We start from the raw sequence: 13849 nt of genomic DNA, 5'->3' as shown, positions 1-13849 counted from the left end.
AAGAGGGAACTCAGTTGTTGTTCGTTTCTTTGTTGTCGACGCGGTAGCCGAAGCTGAACCCGACACCCTGGAACATGATCACGTCCGCCAGTTGCTTGCTCAGGGCGCCGGCCTTGGCCAGGCGGGTCTTGGGCACGTAGAGCATGTCGTCCGGTTGCAGGTAGGCGAACTGCAGGGCCTTGCCGTCCAGCGCCGCATCGGCGTCATAGACCCGGGCTTCGACCTGATTGCCCTTGCGCCGCATGATCACCACCGAGTCCAGGCGCGCGGTGGGTCCGGCGCCCTTGGCCAGGGTCAGGGCTTCAAGCACCGAGATCGGCCGGCGGATCGGGTAGGCCCCGGGCTGGCCGACTTCGCCCATTACGAACACTTCGTTGGCGGCGGTGGTCTTGAGCAGCACGTCGACGCTGACCTGTCCCACTTCCTTGGCGTAGCGCTGGTTGATCAGGGTCTGCAGCTCACTGAGGCTCTTGCCCTGCAAGGACAGGCTGCCCAGCAGCGGAAAGCTGGCGCGGCCATCGGAACCCACTACGATCTCCCGGCTCAGGCCGGTGGCCGGGTTGGTCAGGCTGGTGCGCAGGTTGTCCAGCTGGGCCATGGCGTGAGAGATCGAGAAGGTGATCTGCGGCTTCTTCAGCACCTTGGCGTACTGGGCTTCCAGGGCCTGGCGCGCCTGTTCGGCGGACAGTCCGGCGACCTGGATGTTGCCCACGTAGGGCATGTCGATGCTGCCGTCGGGCAGTACCAGCTTGCTGCCCCCCAGTTCCGGCGCGGTGAGGAAGCTCACGTCCACCTGATCGCCGGGCTGCACCCGATACGGCTGCTGGCTGGTGGTGCCGATATGGAAGATCACATCGAGCACGTCCTGCGGGCGCAGCACCTGTTCGATGGGCATGACCTCGGTGAGCTGGGCCTGGTCGGCCGGGGCGCTGAGGATCTGCACCGGCATCTGCTGCGGCTCGCGGTTGACGCAGCCGCCGAGGGCGGCCAGCAACGACAGGCCCAGCAGGGAGAGTCTTGGCTTGTTCATGGTTACACGGTCCTTGTGCCGGTCAGAGACGGTCATAAACCCACTTGGGCATGTAGTACTTGCGGGCGTTGAACACGCTGCCGATCAGCTTCGCCTCGGCCTGGATCAAGCGCTGCGCCGCGGCCTGGGCCACTTCCCAGCGGGTTTCCTCGCTGCGTACCACCAGCACCACGCCGTCCACCTGAGTGCTCAGGGTGAGGATGTCGCCGCTGCTGTACACCGGGTCGCCGTCGATGATCACGAAGCGATAGTCCGCGGCCAGGGCCTGCAACAGTTCCTGCAGCAGTTCCGGGGTCAGGCGCTCGGCGTATTGCTGGCGGCGGCCCAGGGGCAGGAAATCGAAGCCCAGTTCATCGCTGCTTTCGATGCACTGCGCCAGGAGCGGCGGGGTATCGGCCAGGGCCAGGTCGAGAAAGCCGGGGCGTTCGCCCAGGTCCAGGCGCCGGGTCAGGCTGTTGTCCGAAAGGCTGGTGTCCACCAGCAGGACCCGGCCGCGGCTGGTGCGCGCCAGTTCGCTGGCCATGCTCAGGCTACTGCTGGTGATGCCGCTGTTGCGGTTGGCCGCCGTCAGCAGGATCACCCGCAGTTCCCGGTCGAGCACGGTCACCGCCAGGTTGCTTTCGCTGGGACGCTGGATCTTCAGACTGGCTAGGGTTGCTGCCGCCATTTCAACTTGCTCCATGGCCATTGAGGACCTTGAAAGGGGTTTTGATCAGGATCTTCAGGTCGAGCCAGGGGCTCTGCTGGAAGATGTAGGTCATGTCGAGGGTGACCCGACCGTCGAAGTCCACGTCGCTGCGTCCGGACACTTGCCACAGGCCGGTGATCCCGGGGTAGATGCTCAGGCGCCCGAGGTGGTGTTCCTTGTAGGTCTGGGCGTGGAACGAGGTCGGGCGCGGGCCGACGATGCGCATCTGGCCGAGCACCACGTTGATCAGGTTCGGCAATTCGTCGAGGCTGGTGCGCCGCAGGAAACCGCCGATGCCGGTGATCCGCGGGTCGCGATCGATCTTGAAGTCCACCGAATCCGGGCCGTGCTTGTTCAGGTGGCGCACCGAGTCCTTCAAGGCTTCGGCGTTGACCACCATGGTGCGGAATTTGTACATGCCGAAGCGCCGGCCACGAAAACCGGTGCGCAACTGGACGAAGAACACCGGCCCGGGGCTGGTGAGCTTGATCAACAGCGCGACCGTCAATAGCACGGGCGACAGCAGCACCAGCAGCGTCGCCGCCAGCAGCGCCGAGGTCAGGCGTTTGCTGCGTGACAGGGTCCAGGGCCGGCCGCCGTCGCGGCCGCTGATCCAGCCATGCTGCTGCAGCTCGATGGCGGCCTGGACCTTACGCCGGAACGGATCGTTGCGCCGGTCGATGCGAGCAGGCGCCGGCACCTCGGTTGCAGGCAATGAGAAGGGTCTTTCCATATCCACCGGGAATACTTCCATAGCAAAGGTTGGGTAAAAACGCCCAGGGGTGTGGGCTCAGGACGCGCCGCCCGGGTAGTAGCTCAGGTACCACTGGACGAAGTGCTTCAGGCCCTCTTCCAGGGTCACCTGGGGGCCGAAGCCGGTGAGGTTTTCCAGGGCACTGACGTCGGCGCAGGTGTTGAGCACGTCACCGGGCTGCAGGGGCAGGTACTCCACCTGGGCCTGGCGTCCGAGGAGCTTTTCCAGGGTTGCCACGTACTCCTTGAGTTCCACCGGACGCTGGCCGCCGATATTGAACAGACGCCAGGGCGCCATGCTGGTGGACGGGTCCGGTTGTTCGCGGTCCCACAGCGGGTCGCGCGCCGGCGGCTTGCCCAGCAGGCGTACCAGGGACTCGACGATGTCGTCGACATAGGTGAAGTCGCGCTGGTGCAGGCCGTAGTTGAACAGCTTCAAAGGCCGGCCCTGGCTGATGGCGTCGGCGAACAGGATCGGCGACATGTCCGGCCGGCCCCAGGGACCGTAGACGGTGAAGAAGCGCAGGCCGGTGGCCGGCACCCCGAACAGGTGGCTGTAACTGTGGGCCATCAGCTCGTTGGCTTTCTTGCTCGCCGCGTACAGCGACAACGGGTGGTCGACGTTGTCGCTGACCTTGTACGGCGTCTGCTGGTTGGCCCCGTACACCGAGCTCGATGAGGCGTAGATCAGGTGCTCCACCGGGTAGCGCCGGCACATTTCCAGCAGGTTGAGGAAGCCCGAGAGGTTGCTGTCCAGGTAGGCCTTGGGGTTTTCCAGGGAGTAGCGCACCCCGGCCTGGGCGGCGAGGTTGATCACTACTTGGGGCCGGACTTCGGCGAACAGCCGCTCCAGGCCCTCGCTGTCCGCCAGGTCCAGGCGTTGCAGGGGGAAGTGTCCCACCTGCTGTTCGACCCAGCGCACCCGGTCGCGTTTGAGCTGGGGGTCGTAGTAGTCGTTGAAATTATCCAGTCCGGTGACCTGATGCCCATCCTTGAGCAAGCGCAGTGCGGTATGGGCGCCGATGAAACCGGCGGCCCCGGTGATCAGGATATTCATGCGCGCAGCGCCTCCGGTACGCGGTAGGGCAGGCCGATGCTCAGGTAATGCAGGCCGGCGTCCGCTGCCTGTTGCGGGTTGTACAGGTTGCGGCCGTCGACGATCAGGCGATCGTTGAGGGTGTCGTGCAGCAGCTTGAAGTCCACCACGCGAAAGGCTTTCCACTCGGTGCAGATCACCAGGGCGTCTGCGCCTTGCAGGGTGTCGTCACGGGTTGCGCACAGCTGCAGGTCGTCGCGGTAGCCGTACAGCCGTCGGCATTCGGTCATGGCTTCCGGGTCGTAGGCATGGACCTTGGCCCCGGCCTGCCACAGCGCTTCCATCAGGTAGCGGCTGGTGGCTTCGCGCATGTCATCGGTGTTGGGCTTGAAGGCCAGCCCCCACAACGCAATGACCTTGCCCTTGAGGTTGTCCCCCAAGTGCGCCTTGAGCTTGCGAAACAGCACATGGCGCTGCTGTTCATTGACGTCACGCACGGTCTTGAGCATGTGCGGCTCCAGCCCGTGGCTTTCCGCGGTGTGGATCAGCGCCCGCAGGTCCTTGGGGAAGCAGGAGCCGCCGAAACCGGCGCCGGGGTAAATGAAGTGGTAGCCGATGCGCGGATCGGCGCCGATGCCCTTGCGCACGGCGTTGATGTCCACCCCCAGGCGTTCCGCCAGGTTGGCCATTTCGTTCATGAAGCTGATGCGGGTGGCGAGCATCGCGTTGGCGGCGTACTTGACCAGCTCGGCGCTGCGGTTATCCATGAACATCAGGCGGTCATGGTTGTGGTTGAACGGTGCATACAGCTCGCTCAACTGCTGGCGGGGCCGTTCGTGGGAACAGCCGACGACGATCCGGTCCGGACGCATGCAGTCGGCCACCGCCGAGCCCTCCTTGAGGAACTCCGGATTGGAGACCACGTGCACCCGCAGTTGGGACTTGCCCAGGTCCGCCAGTTGTTCGGCGACCGTCTCGATCACCAGGTCAGCAGTACCCACCGGTACGGTGGATTTGATCACCAGGGTCTTGTCGCTGTGCATCAGACTGGCAATGTTGCGGGCCACCGCCAGGACATGGTCCAGGTCCGCCGAGCCGTCTTCGTTGGAGGGCGTGCCGACTGCGATGAAAATCACCTGGCCATGGCCCACTGCATCGCTGGCCTGGGTGGTGAAGTGCAGTCGGCCGGCCTTTTGATTCTCTTCGATCAGGGTCGCCAGACCCGGCTCGTGAATCGGAGGAATGGAACGTTGCAGCTGGGCAATCTTATGGCTGTCGATATCGACACAGACCACGTTATGCCCGACATCGGCGAGGGCAACTGCTTGCACCAGACCGACATAGCCAGTACCAAAAACGCTGACTTCCAAGGGAACGACCTCGTCCATGATGAGTGTTGGGGTGAGGGCATGCCTCACCTTCTGAAAAGGCGTGTGGCACATGGCCGCTATCACGCTCTTTTTTTGACACTACCATAAGGCTGAGACGTTTAATTGACGTTTTGCAGTGATGCATAAATGACGCCGGCGTTTTCGGCGAATCTGATGTTGATAACAAATCCTTTTAAAACAATAAGTTAGATTGATTAATGATGGTCATAATGGAAAGCGTCAAATACTTGATCAGTTGTTCAGAAAGAATAATAAAACCGACGAACGGTAGGCAAAAACGTAAAAAATATGATGCTTTTTCGCCACTATTGACTACTGCACTGTCTTGGTCAGGTGGTTTTCTGATTATTTAGTCAGGTTTTTTGACCGGTCTTATCGTGCTGATAGTTATCAAAATTGACAGCTTTTCTGCTGGTTATGGCTGTTCGACGGCATGGGCAGTGAGTGCAGTCGTAGCGACTGGAGGAGTCAGACTAAAGTCGGGTTGGGGGCGGGGCGGGCCATCTGCCATCATTGCCGGCCTTCATTGATTCAATCAATTCAACCTGCGGATTTTGATTCGCGGGATGGATTTCACCTGGGTCTTTCTTTACCTCGCGTCACTGATTTTCTGCTGGAGCCCGTTCATGCGTCCCCCTTTTGCGTTACTCAATCCGTGCCCGCTCCTGGGCCTCGGAGCTGTCGTCCTGTGCGCAGGATTTGCCCCGCTGGCCCAGGCCGGTGGTTTTTTCGAGGACAGCAGCGCCAAGCTGGAGTCACGTACGGTCTACTTCAATCGGGACTTTCGCGACGGTCACACCCGCACTGATCAGGGGGCTTCCAAGCGTGAAGAGTCGGCCCAGGGTTTGATCCTCAACCTGCAATCGGGCTACACCGAAGGCACCGTGGGTGTTGGCCTGGATGCCTTGGGCATGTTGGGCATCAAGCTGGATTCCAGCCCTGACCGCAGCAACAGTGGTCTCTTGCCGTCCAGTGGACACGACCCACGGGGTTCTGCGGACCAGTACGCCAAGCTGGGCTTGACCGCCAAAGTGCGAATGTCCCAGACCGTATTCAAATACGGTGCGCAACTGCCGGACCTGCCATTGCTCAAGTACAACGACGGGCGCCTGCTGCCGACGATGTTCAACGGTGCCGTGCTCACGTCCAAGGAGGTCAAGGGCCTGACCCTGACGGCTGCGCGCCTGAACCGTTACACCGCCCGGGACTCCACCGATGCCCAGGACATTCGCGTGCACTGCAAGAACAAGCGCTATGCCTGCAACACCACCGCGGACCACTTCGACACCTATGGCGTGGACTACCAGTTCAATGAGCGCCTGACCGGCCAGTACCACTACGCCGAGCTGGAAGACATCTACCGCCAGCATTTTGTCGGCCTGCTGGCCAACCAGCCCCTGGGCCCTGGCGTGCTCAAGGGTGACCTGCGCCTGCTCAAGAGTGCCGACACCGGCGCCGAGCGCGCCGGTGGCATCGATAACCGCGCCCTGAGCACCTTGCTCGGCTACAGCCTCAGCGGTCACACCCTGAGCGCCGGCTGGCAGCGCATGTACGGCGACAACTCGATGCCCTACCTGGATGGCAGCAACCCGTACCTGGTGAACTACGTCCAGGTCAACGACTTCGCCGCGATCCAGGAACGTTCCTGGCAACTGCGCTACGACTACGACTTCAAGGCCGTTGGTCTCAATGGCCTGAGTTTCCTGACCCGTTACGTCAGCGGTGACCACATCAAGGTGCCGGGCAGCCTGCGTGAAGGTCGCGAGTGGGAACGCGACAGCGAGCTCAAATACGTGGTGCAGAGCGGCACCTTCAAGGACGTGAGCCTGCGCCTGCGTAACGCCACTTACCGCAGCAACTACCAGAAGATCGCCCGTGACATGGACGAGACCCGCCTGATCGTCAGCTATAACTTCTCGTTGCTCTGACCAAGGCCCAGGAAAAGCACCACGGTGGCGCTGAAAGTTGCAGGAGCTGGCTTGCCGGCGAAGGCGTCGTCCGAATCGGCGCAAGGCTGACGGGCCTCTTCGCCGGCAAGCCGGCTCCTACAGCGGTTGCAGTTGATGGCGGTAGGGCAGGTCCGGGCCGGTGCGGGTGCAGGTCAGCGCCGCGGCCTGGACGGCAAATCGCAGCAGGCTGTCGATCTGGGCAGGGGTCAGTTGCCCCAGGCCCTGAGGCGAGTCCAGGCCCTGTTCGGTGAGCCAGGCGATCAACGCCGCCTGGAAGGTGTCACCGGCGCCCACGGTGTCGGCCACCTGCACCTGGGGCGAGGCCACCGACCAGTTGCCATGCCGTGCACTGAATACTGTGGCGCCCTGGCTGCCACGGGTCAGGAACACCAACTGCGCATGCTCTTGCAGCCAGCCCTGGATCAGTTCCTCGGGCGCCTGCCCGGGATACAACTGGGCCAGGTCCTCGTCGCTGACCTTGATCAGGTCGGCATGCTGCACCAGTTCACCGATACGCTGGCGCCACAGCTGGATATCCGGCTGCGGGTTGAGTCGCACATTGGGATCGAGACTGATCAGGCGTTGCCCCCGCTCACGGTGCACCAGGGCCAGCAGGGTGTCGGCAATCGGCTGCACCACCAGGGAAAACGAGCCGATATGCAAGCCGCGCACGCTCGGGTCCAGCTCCGGCAGGTGTTCCTGCAGAAGCTGGCGATCGGCACAGCCTTCGCCACGGAAGCTGTAGTGGGGCGAGCCGTCGGCGCCGACCGCCACCATGGCCAGGGTGGTGGGGGCGTCGAACTCCTGCAGGTACCGGGTGTTGACCCCTTCGTCCTGCAGTACCCGTCGCAGGCGTTGGCCCAGGTAATCCCGCGACAGCCCGGCCAGCAGGGCCACGTCAATGCCCATTCGGCGCAGGCCCAGCGCCACGTTGAAGGGCGAGCCCCCGGCAATGGCCTGGAACTGCACTTTATTGGCTTGGGTACTTGCGTCATCGACGCTGAAACAATCAAACAGCGCTTCGCCACACACCAGATACATAGTCATTCGCTCTTCAAAGGGTTGCCAGATGCTGTTGATAGCGCGCATACGCCGGCTCGTAGGCCTTCACCTGTTCGGCCTGGGGCCAGGTCTGGCTGTCGAGGTCGAGGCTCACGCAGCGTTTACAGAGTTGCGCCAGGCTAAAGGCCGGGTCCGTCTGCCGTCCATGGCACCAGGCCGCCTGGATCGCCGCACCCAGGGCGGCGGCTTCGGCTTCGCGGGTGCAGATCACCGGGGTGTGCATGATATCGGCGACCATCTGCCGCCATAGCGGACTTTTCGAGCCGCCGCCGATCAGGCGGATGCTCTGGCTTTGCAAGCCATTGGCCCGCAACAGGTCGAGGCCGTAGCGCAGGCCGAAGGTGGTGCCCTCCAGCACCGCGCGGCACAGGTTGGCCTGGGTCAGGTTGTCCAGGGTCATGCCCAGCAGGCTGCCACGGGCCTGGGGTAGGGCGGGGACCCGCTCGCCATTGAAGAACGGCAGCAGGCACAAGCCCTCGGCGCCGATCGGCGCCTGGCCCGCCAAGCGGTTGAAGCTGTCCAGGTCCAGCTCCAGCAGTTGGCGCACCAGGGTGGTGGCGTTGGTCAGGTTCATGGTGCAGATCAGCGGCAGCCAGCCACCGCTGGACGAGCAGAAGGACGCCACCGACGCGTGGCTGACCAGTGGCTGCTCGGCATAGGCATACAGGGTGCCGGAAGAGCCCAGGCTCAGGGTGATGATGCCCGGCTCGATATTGCCGGTGCCGATGGCCCCGAGCATGTTGTCGCCACCGCCGCTGGCCACCAGGGCCTGGGGGTTGATGCCCAGGAGCCCGGCCATCTGCGGCAGTATCGGCCCCACCGGCTGCTGGGCCTGGATCAGTTCCGGCAAGGCACGCTCCAGGCGGCCCTCGGGGTCGATGTGGGCCAACAGGGCCCGGTCCCAGTCACGCCGGCGGACATTGAAGTAACCGGTGCCGGAGGCGTCGCCGTACTCGCTGCAGCAGCGCCCGGTCAGCCAGAAGTTGAGGTAATCGTGGGGCAGCAGGATATGGGCGATGCGCTGGAACAGGGCGGGGTGCTGTTCCCGGGTCCACAGCAGCTTCGACAGGGTGTACCCCGGCGCGAGGGCGATACCCAGGCGCTCAAGAGACCCTTGCTCGCCCCCCAGGTGATCCAGCAGGCGCTGGTTCTCGGCCACGGTTTCGGTGTCGCACCACAGTTTTGCCGGACGCAGCACCTGGCCTTGGTCATCCAGCAGCACCAGGCCGTGCTGCTGGCCGGAGACCGCAAGGCCAAGAATGTCCCGGCCATCGACCCCGGCCGCCTGCAACGCCTGGTGGGTGGCGCTGATGCAGGCTTGCAGCCATTGCCCGGGGTCTTGCTCGCGTCGGCCGTTGGCGCCGCTGATCAGGCTGTGGGGGGCGGCGCCCAGGCCCAGGACGGCGCCGCTGTGGCTGTCGAGGATCAGGGCCTTGGTGCCCTGGGTGCCACAATCGAGACCCAGGTACAGCGCGGCTGTGCTCATCCTGCGCTCCGCGCTGGTTTGGCCAGCAGGCGTTCCAGGGTCCGGCTGACGCCATGCTCGCGCAGGCTGTTGAAGCAGCGCTCAAAGGCGTCGACGAACTCGGCGGACCTGGGGATCGCCGGGCCGAAGATTTCCTCCACTCCCAGCAGGCGCTGGGTCAGCAGGGTGTCGTCCGCCACCAGGGCCTGGCAGAACTCAGCCCGAGGATCGGCAATCGTGTAGCGCACGCCGTTTTCGTCCACGCCCCGCAGGTACAGGGCCCAGGCGGCCACCACCAGGGCCGCCCGCTCGGTATCGCGGCCATCGGCGATCAGGCGGTTGAGGGTGGGCACGGTGAACTTGGGAAATTTCGACGAGCCGTCGCTGCACACCCGCTCCAGCTGGTCGGCGATGGCCTGGTTGGAAAAGCGCTGGACCAGCGTGTCCTTGTAGGCCGCCAGGTCGATGCCCGGCACCGGCGCCAGTTGCGGGGTCACGTCCAGGTCCATGTAGGCGCGCATGTAGGCGACGAACAGCGGGTCGTTCATGGTTTCGTGGACGAAGCGGTAGCCCTTGATAAAACCCAGGTAGGTCAGGGCCAGGTGGCTGCCGTTGAGCAGTTTGATCTTCATCTCTTCGTAGGGCGTGACATCGTCGGTGAACTGCACGCCCACCTGTTCCCAGGCCGGGCGGCCGTTGACGAACTGGTCTTCCAGGACCCACTGCACAAAGGGCTCGCACACCACCGGCCAGGCATCGTCGATGCCGTGCTGGTCGTGCAGTTGCAGGCGGTGGGCGGTGCTGGTCATCGGGGTGATGCGGTCCACCATGGCATTGGGGAAGCTCACCTGGCTGGCGATCCAGTCGTGCAGGTCGGCGTCGCGCCGGGCGGCAAACGCCAGCAGTGCCTTGCGGGTCACGGCGCCGTTGTGGGGCAGGTTATCGCAGGACATCAGGGTGAAGGCGGCAATGCCCGCGGCGCGACGCTTGGCCAGGGCGGCACAGAGGAAGCCGAACACCGTGCGTGGCTGCTGGGGGTGGGCCAGGTCGTGCTGGATCTGCGGCAGGTGGAGCATGAACTCGCCGCTGCTGTCATCGATGCAGTAACCGCCCTCGGTGATGGTCAGGGAGACGATGCGGATCGCTGGGCTGGCCAGCTTGTCGATCAGCGCCTGGGGGTCGTCTTCGGCCAGCAGCATCTGGCTGATGGAGCCGATCACCCGCACTTCGTGGTCGTTGCCGTCCCCCAGTTCGAACAGGGTGTAGAGGCAGTCCTGGCCCGCCAGGTCGTCCCGGGCGCGGCGGTCCTCGGCGCGCAGGCCGACCCCGCAGATGCTCCAGTCCAGGCCCAGGCCCCGGTTCATCAGGGCGTCGGTGTAATAGGCCTGGTGCGCCCGGTGAAAACCGCCGACGCCGATGTGCACGATGCCCTGGCGGGTGTCGGCGGCACTGTAGGCCGGCACCTGCACCTGGGGCGGGAGCTGGCTGAGGTTCAAGCGATTGAGTTTCATGCAAGGGCTCTCGGTAATCGGGCGGCGGCCATCAGGCGGCGGCGCGCAGGGAACGGGGAACAGCGACGCCTTGGGCATCGAACAGGTGGCAGTGCTCGGGGTCCAGGCGCAGGTGCAGTTGCTCGCCACAGCGGCTGGCCAGATCACCGCGGATGCGCAGGGTCAGGGCCTCGCCGCAGGTGCTGCGCACATGGCAGAAGGTGTCGCTGCCCAGGCGTTCGGCCACGTCGCTGGTGACTGGCAGGCTGCCGGGGCCGGGCTCGCCCAGCTCCAGGTGTTCGGGGCGAATGCCCAGGGTCACCGGACTGCCGACCTTGAGCTGCGGATGGCTTTGGCTCAGGCGCAGGCGCGCTCCGGCCTGCAGTTGCACCTCGCACCCCTGGCCGTCCACCTGGCTGACGCTGCCCTTGAGAAAGCCCATCTTCGGTGTGCCGAGAAAGCCTGCGACAAACAGGTTGGCCGGGTTGTGATACAGCTCCAGGGGCGAACCCACCTGTTCCACCCGGCCGCCGTTGAGCACCACCACCTTGTCCGCCAGGGTCATGGCTTCGACCTGATCGTGGGTCACGTAGATCATGGTGGCCTGCAGCTCCTGGTGCAGGCGTGCCAGCTCCAGGCGCATCTGCACCCGCAGCGCGGCATCGAGGTTGGACAGGGGTTCGTCGAACAGGAAGATCTTCGGGTTGCGCACAATCGCCCGGCCGATGGCCACGCGCTGGCGCTGGCCGCCGGACAGTTGCTTGGGCTTGCGTTCGAGCATCGGCCCCAGTTCGAGAATGCGCGCCGCCTCGTCGACCTTCTGTTGCACCTGGGCCTTGTCGACCCCGGCCAGGTCCAGGGCGAAGGACATGTTCTTGCGCACGCTCATGTGCGGGTACAGGGCGTAGGTCTGGAACACCATGGCCAGGTCGCGCTTGGCCGGGCTGACTTGGGTGATGTCGCGCCCGTCCAGCTCGATGCTGCCGCTGCTGACTTCCTCCAGCCCGGCGATCAGCCGCAGCAGGGTGGATTTGCCGCAGCCGGAGGGGCCGACGAAGACCACGAATTCCTTGTCGTTCACTTCAAGGTCGATGCCCTTGATGATCTCGAAGCCTTCGAAGCCTTTTTGCAGGTTGCTGATTTTCAGGTGAGCCATGGGGTGTCTCCAACAATTCGAGGGTTACTTCACTGCGCCAAAGGACAGGCCGCGCACCAGTTGCTTCTGGCTGATCCAGCCGAAGATCAGGATCGGCGCGCAGGCCAGGGTCGAGACCGCCGAGAGCTTGGCCCAGAACAGCCCTTCGGGGCTGGAGTAGGAGGCGATCAGCGCGGTCAGCGGGGCGGCATTGGAGGAGGTCAGGTTCAGCGACCAGAAGGCTTCGTTCCAGCACAGGATCAGCGACAGCAGCGCGGTGGAGGCCAGGCCGCCCTTGGCGATGGGCATCAGCATCCGGAGCATTTCCTGGGCCAGGGTCGCGCCGTCCAGGCGCGCGGCTTCGAGGATGTCCCGGGGGATGTCCTTGAAGTAGGTGTAAACCATCCACACCACGATCGGCAGGTTGATCAGGGTGTAGATCACGATCAGCGCGATGCGCGTGTCCAGCAGGCCGAAACTCTTGGCCAGCAGGTAGATGGGCATCAGCACCCCCACCGGCGGCAGCATCTTGGTGGAGAGCATCCACAGCAGGGTGCGCTTGGTGTTGCGGGTCTCGTAGAAGGCCATGGAGTAGGCCGCCGGCACCGCGATCAGCAGGCACAGGGCGGTGGCGCTGAAGGAGATCACCACCGAGTTCCAGGCGAAGGCCAGGTAGTTGCTGCGCTCGTTGATGTGCAGGTAGTTCTCCAGTGTGGGGGTGAAGATGAACTGCGGCGGCGTGGCGAAGGCGTCGATTTCGCTCTTGAAGCTGGTCAGCACCATCCAGAAGATCGGGAAGAAGATCAGGATCGCGATGGCCCAGGCCAGGGTGCCCAGTAGCAGGCTTTGCAGGCGTCGGGATTGTTGCAGGGTCATGGCAGGCACCTCAGCTCTGGTCAGTCAGGTTCTTGCCGATCATCCGTACCAGGATGATCGCGGCGATGTTGGCGATGACCACGGCGATCAGGCCGCCGGCGGAAGCCATGCCCACGTCGAACTGCACCAGCGCCTGGTTGTAGATCAGGTAGGCCAGGTTGGTGGAGGCGTAGCCCGGGCCGCCGTTGGTGGTGGTGAAGATTTCGGCGAACACCGAGAGCAGGAAGATGGTCTCGATCATCACCACCACGGCGATGGGGCGCGCCAGGTGGGGCAGGGTCAGGTGCCAGAAGATCGCGATAGGGCCGGCACCGTCCAGGCGTGCGGCCTCTTTCTGTTCCTGGTCCAGGGACTGCATGGCGGTCATCAGGATCAGGATGGCGAACGGCAGCCACTGCCAGGAGACGATGATGATGATCGACAGCAGCGGGTAGTGGGCCAGCCAGTCCACTGGCTGGGCGCCGAACAGCTTCCACAGCGCCGCCAGAATCCCCGAGACCGGGTGGAAAATCAGGTTCTTCCAGATCAGCGCGCCCACCGTGGGCATGATGAAGAACGGCGAGATCAGCAGGACCCGGACAATGCCCCGGCCGAGGAATTCGCTGGCCTCCAGCAGGGCACTGATCAGCACTCCGAGCACCACGCTGATCAGCAGCACGCTGCCCACCAGCAACAGGGTGTTGGTGGCCCCGGGCACAAAGCCCGAGTCGCTGAGGAAGTAGCTGAAGTTCTCCAGGCCCACGAACTGGTTTTCACCGGGGTACAGCAGGTTGTAGCGGATCAGCGAGAAGTACAGGGTCATGCCCAGGGGCACGATCATCCACAGCAGCAACAACGCCACCGAGGGGCTGACCAGGAACCAGCCGGGGCTGGCCAGGCGACGCTTGCGGGGGGCCGCCTGCACTGGCAGATGGAGCTTGGCAGTCGAGGTATTCATGAGGATCACAACCAGTTGGGTATGAGGGGGCGCGACA

12 protein-coding genes are annotated in these 13849 nt (G+C 64.1%); 1 reads left to right on the top strand and 11 read right to left on the bottom strand.

Annotated elements, in window-relative coordinates; genetic code table 11:
• Positions 1-10: 10 nt before the first annotated feature.
• The 5 genes from ACMGF8_RS20870 to ACMGF8_RS20850 are packed head-to-tail and all read right to left on the bottom strand — an operon-like array spanning position 11 to position 4877.
• Positions 11-1030, bottom strand: a complete 1020-nt coding sequence (locus ACMGF8_RS20870) for a polysaccharide biosynthesis/export family protein (protein ID WP_102863543.1) — start codon at positions 1028-1030, stop codon at positions 11-13.
• Positions 1031-1052: 22 nt separating this feature from the next.
• Positions 1053-1697, bottom strand: coding sequence for a CpsD/CapB family tyrosine-protein kinase (locus tag ACMGF8_RS20865; protein WP_102863544.1), 645 nt, complete (start codon positions 1695-1697; stop codon positions 1053-1055).
• Position 1698: 1 nt separating this feature from the next.
• Complete coding sequence (locus tag ACMGF8_RS20860; protein WP_102863545.1) at positions 1699-2451, bottom strand: sugar transferase; 753 nt, start codon at positions 2449-2451, stop codon at positions 1699-1701.
• 57 nt (positions 2452-2508) lie between these two features.
• Positions 2509-3528, bottom strand: coding sequence for an NAD-dependent epimerase (locus ACMGF8_RS20855; protein ID WP_102863546.1), 1020 nt, complete (start codon positions 3526-3528; stop codon positions 2509-2511).
• Positions 3525-4877, bottom strand: coding sequence for a UDP-glucose dehydrogenase family protein (locus ACMGF8_RS20850; protein ID WP_180988575.1), 1353 nt, complete (start codon positions 4875-4877; stop codon positions 3525-3527). Before ACMGF8_RS20850 ends, ACMGF8_RS20855 begins: the two co-directional genes overlap by 4 nt.
• Positions 4878-5524: 647 nt before the next feature.
• Here ACMGF8_RS20850 and ACMGF8_RS20845 point away from each other — a divergent pair.
• Positions 5525-6826: an OprD family porin gene (locus ACMGF8_RS20845; RefSeq protein WP_102863588.1), complete on the top strand. Its 1302-nt coding sequence runs from the start codon at positions 5525-5527 to the stop codon at positions 6824-6826.
• A 117-nt stretch (positions 6827-6943) separates the two neighbouring features.
• On the opposite strand, the gene ACMGF8_RS20840 is transcribed toward ACMGF8_RS20845, so the two are convergent.
• Genes ACMGF8_RS20840 through ACMGF8_RS20815 form a run of 6 tightly spaced genes read right to left on the bottom strand, consistent with a single transcriptional unit; the run spans position 6944 to position 13812 of the window.
• Complete coding sequence (locus ACMGF8_RS20840; RefSeq protein WP_207168061.1) at positions 6944-7888, bottom strand: carbohydrate kinase family protein; 945 nt, start codon at positions 7886-7888, stop codon at positions 6944-6946.
• A gap of 13 nt (positions 7889-7901) precedes the next feature.
• Positions 7902-9395: a xylulokinase gene (xylB, locus tag ACMGF8_RS20835; protein ID WP_115580080.1), complete on the bottom strand. Its 1494-nt coding sequence runs from the start codon at positions 9393-9395 to the stop codon at positions 7902-7904.
• A complete protein-coding gene (locus ACMGF8_RS20830) occupies positions 9392-10885 on the bottom strand; it encodes a mannitol dehydrogenase family protein (RefSeq protein WP_207165853.1) in 1494 nt (497 codons plus the stop codon). The genes xylB and ACMGF8_RS20830 overlap by 4 nt, the downstream gene beginning before the upstream one ends.
• Before the next feature lie 31 nt (positions 10886-10916).
• Entirely contained in the window at positions 10917-12020 is a 1104-nt protein-coding gene (locus ACMGF8_RS20825) for an ABC transporter ATP-binding protein (RefSeq protein ID WP_115580078.1), read from the bottom strand.
• Positions 12021-12044: 24 nt separating this feature from the next.
• Positions 12045-12875: a carbohydrate ABC transporter permease gene (locus ACMGF8_RS20820; protein ID WP_207165852.1), complete on the bottom strand. Its 831-nt coding sequence runs from the start codon at positions 12873-12875 to the stop codon at positions 12045-12047.
• Positions 12876-12885: 10 nt separating this feature from the next.
• Complete coding sequence (locus ACMGF8_RS20815; protein WP_207165851.1) at positions 12886-13812, bottom strand: carbohydrate ABC transporter permease; 927 nt, start codon at positions 13810-13812, stop codon at positions 12886-12888.
• Between the last annotated feature and the right edge of the window lie 37 nt (positions 13813-13849).

The sequence above is a fragment of the Pseudomonas sp. BNK-7 genome, assembly GCF_048072025.1.
Lineage (GTDB): Bacteria > Pseudomonadota > Gammaproteobacteria > Pseudomonadales > Pseudomonadaceae > Aquipseudomonas > Aquipseudomonas danubii.
This window is presented reverse-complemented; position numbering and strand designations above follow the sequence as displayed.

Bases quoted from the DNA above. Each gene is read 5' to 3' on its own strand.
- ACMGF8_RS20870 (WP_102863543.1), bottom strand. From the start codon at position 1,030: ATGAACAAGCCAAGACTCTCCCTGCTGGGCCTGTCGTTGCTGGCCGCC.
- ACMGF8_RS20865 (WP_102863544.1), bottom strand. From the start codon at position 1,697: ATGGCGGCAGCAACCCTAGCCAGTCTGAAGATCCAGCGTCCCAGCGAA.
- ACMGF8_RS20860 (WP_102863545.1), bottom strand. From the start codon at position 2,451: ATGGAAAGACCCTTCTCATTGCCTGCAACCGAGGTGCCGGCGCCTGCT.
- ACMGF8_RS20855 (WP_102863546.1), bottom strand. From the start codon at position 3,528: ATGAATATCCTGATCACCGGGGCCGCCGGTTTCATCGGCGCCCATACC.
- ACMGF8_RS20845 (WP_102863588.1), top strand. From the start codon at position 5,525: ATGCGTCCCCCTTTTGCGTTACTCAATCCGTGCCCGCTCCTGGGCCTC.
- ACMGF8_RS20840 (WP_207168061.1), bottom strand. From the start codon at position 7,888: ATGTATCTGGTGTGTGGCGAAGCGCTGTTTGATTGTTTCAGCGTCGAT.
- xylB (WP_115580080.1), bottom strand. From the start codon at position 9,395: ATGAGCACAGCCGCGCTGTACCTGGGTCTCGATTGTGGCACCCAGGGC.
- ACMGF8_RS20830 (WP_207165853.1), bottom strand. From the start codon at position 10,885: ATGAAACTCAATCGCTTGAACCTCAGCCAGCTCCCGCCCCAGGTGCAG.
- ACMGF8_RS20825 (WP_115580078.1), bottom strand. From the start codon at position 12,020: ATGGCTCACCTGAAAATCAGCAACCTGCAAAAAGGCTTCGAAGGCTTC.
- ACMGF8_RS20820 (WP_207165852.1), bottom strand. From the start codon at position 12,875: ATGACCCTGCAACAATCCCGACGCCTGCAAAGCCTGCTACTGGGCACC.
- ACMGF8_RS20815 (WP_207165851.1), bottom strand. From the start codon at position 13,812: ATGAATACCTCGACTGCCAAGCTCCATCTGCCAGTGCAGGCGGCCCCC.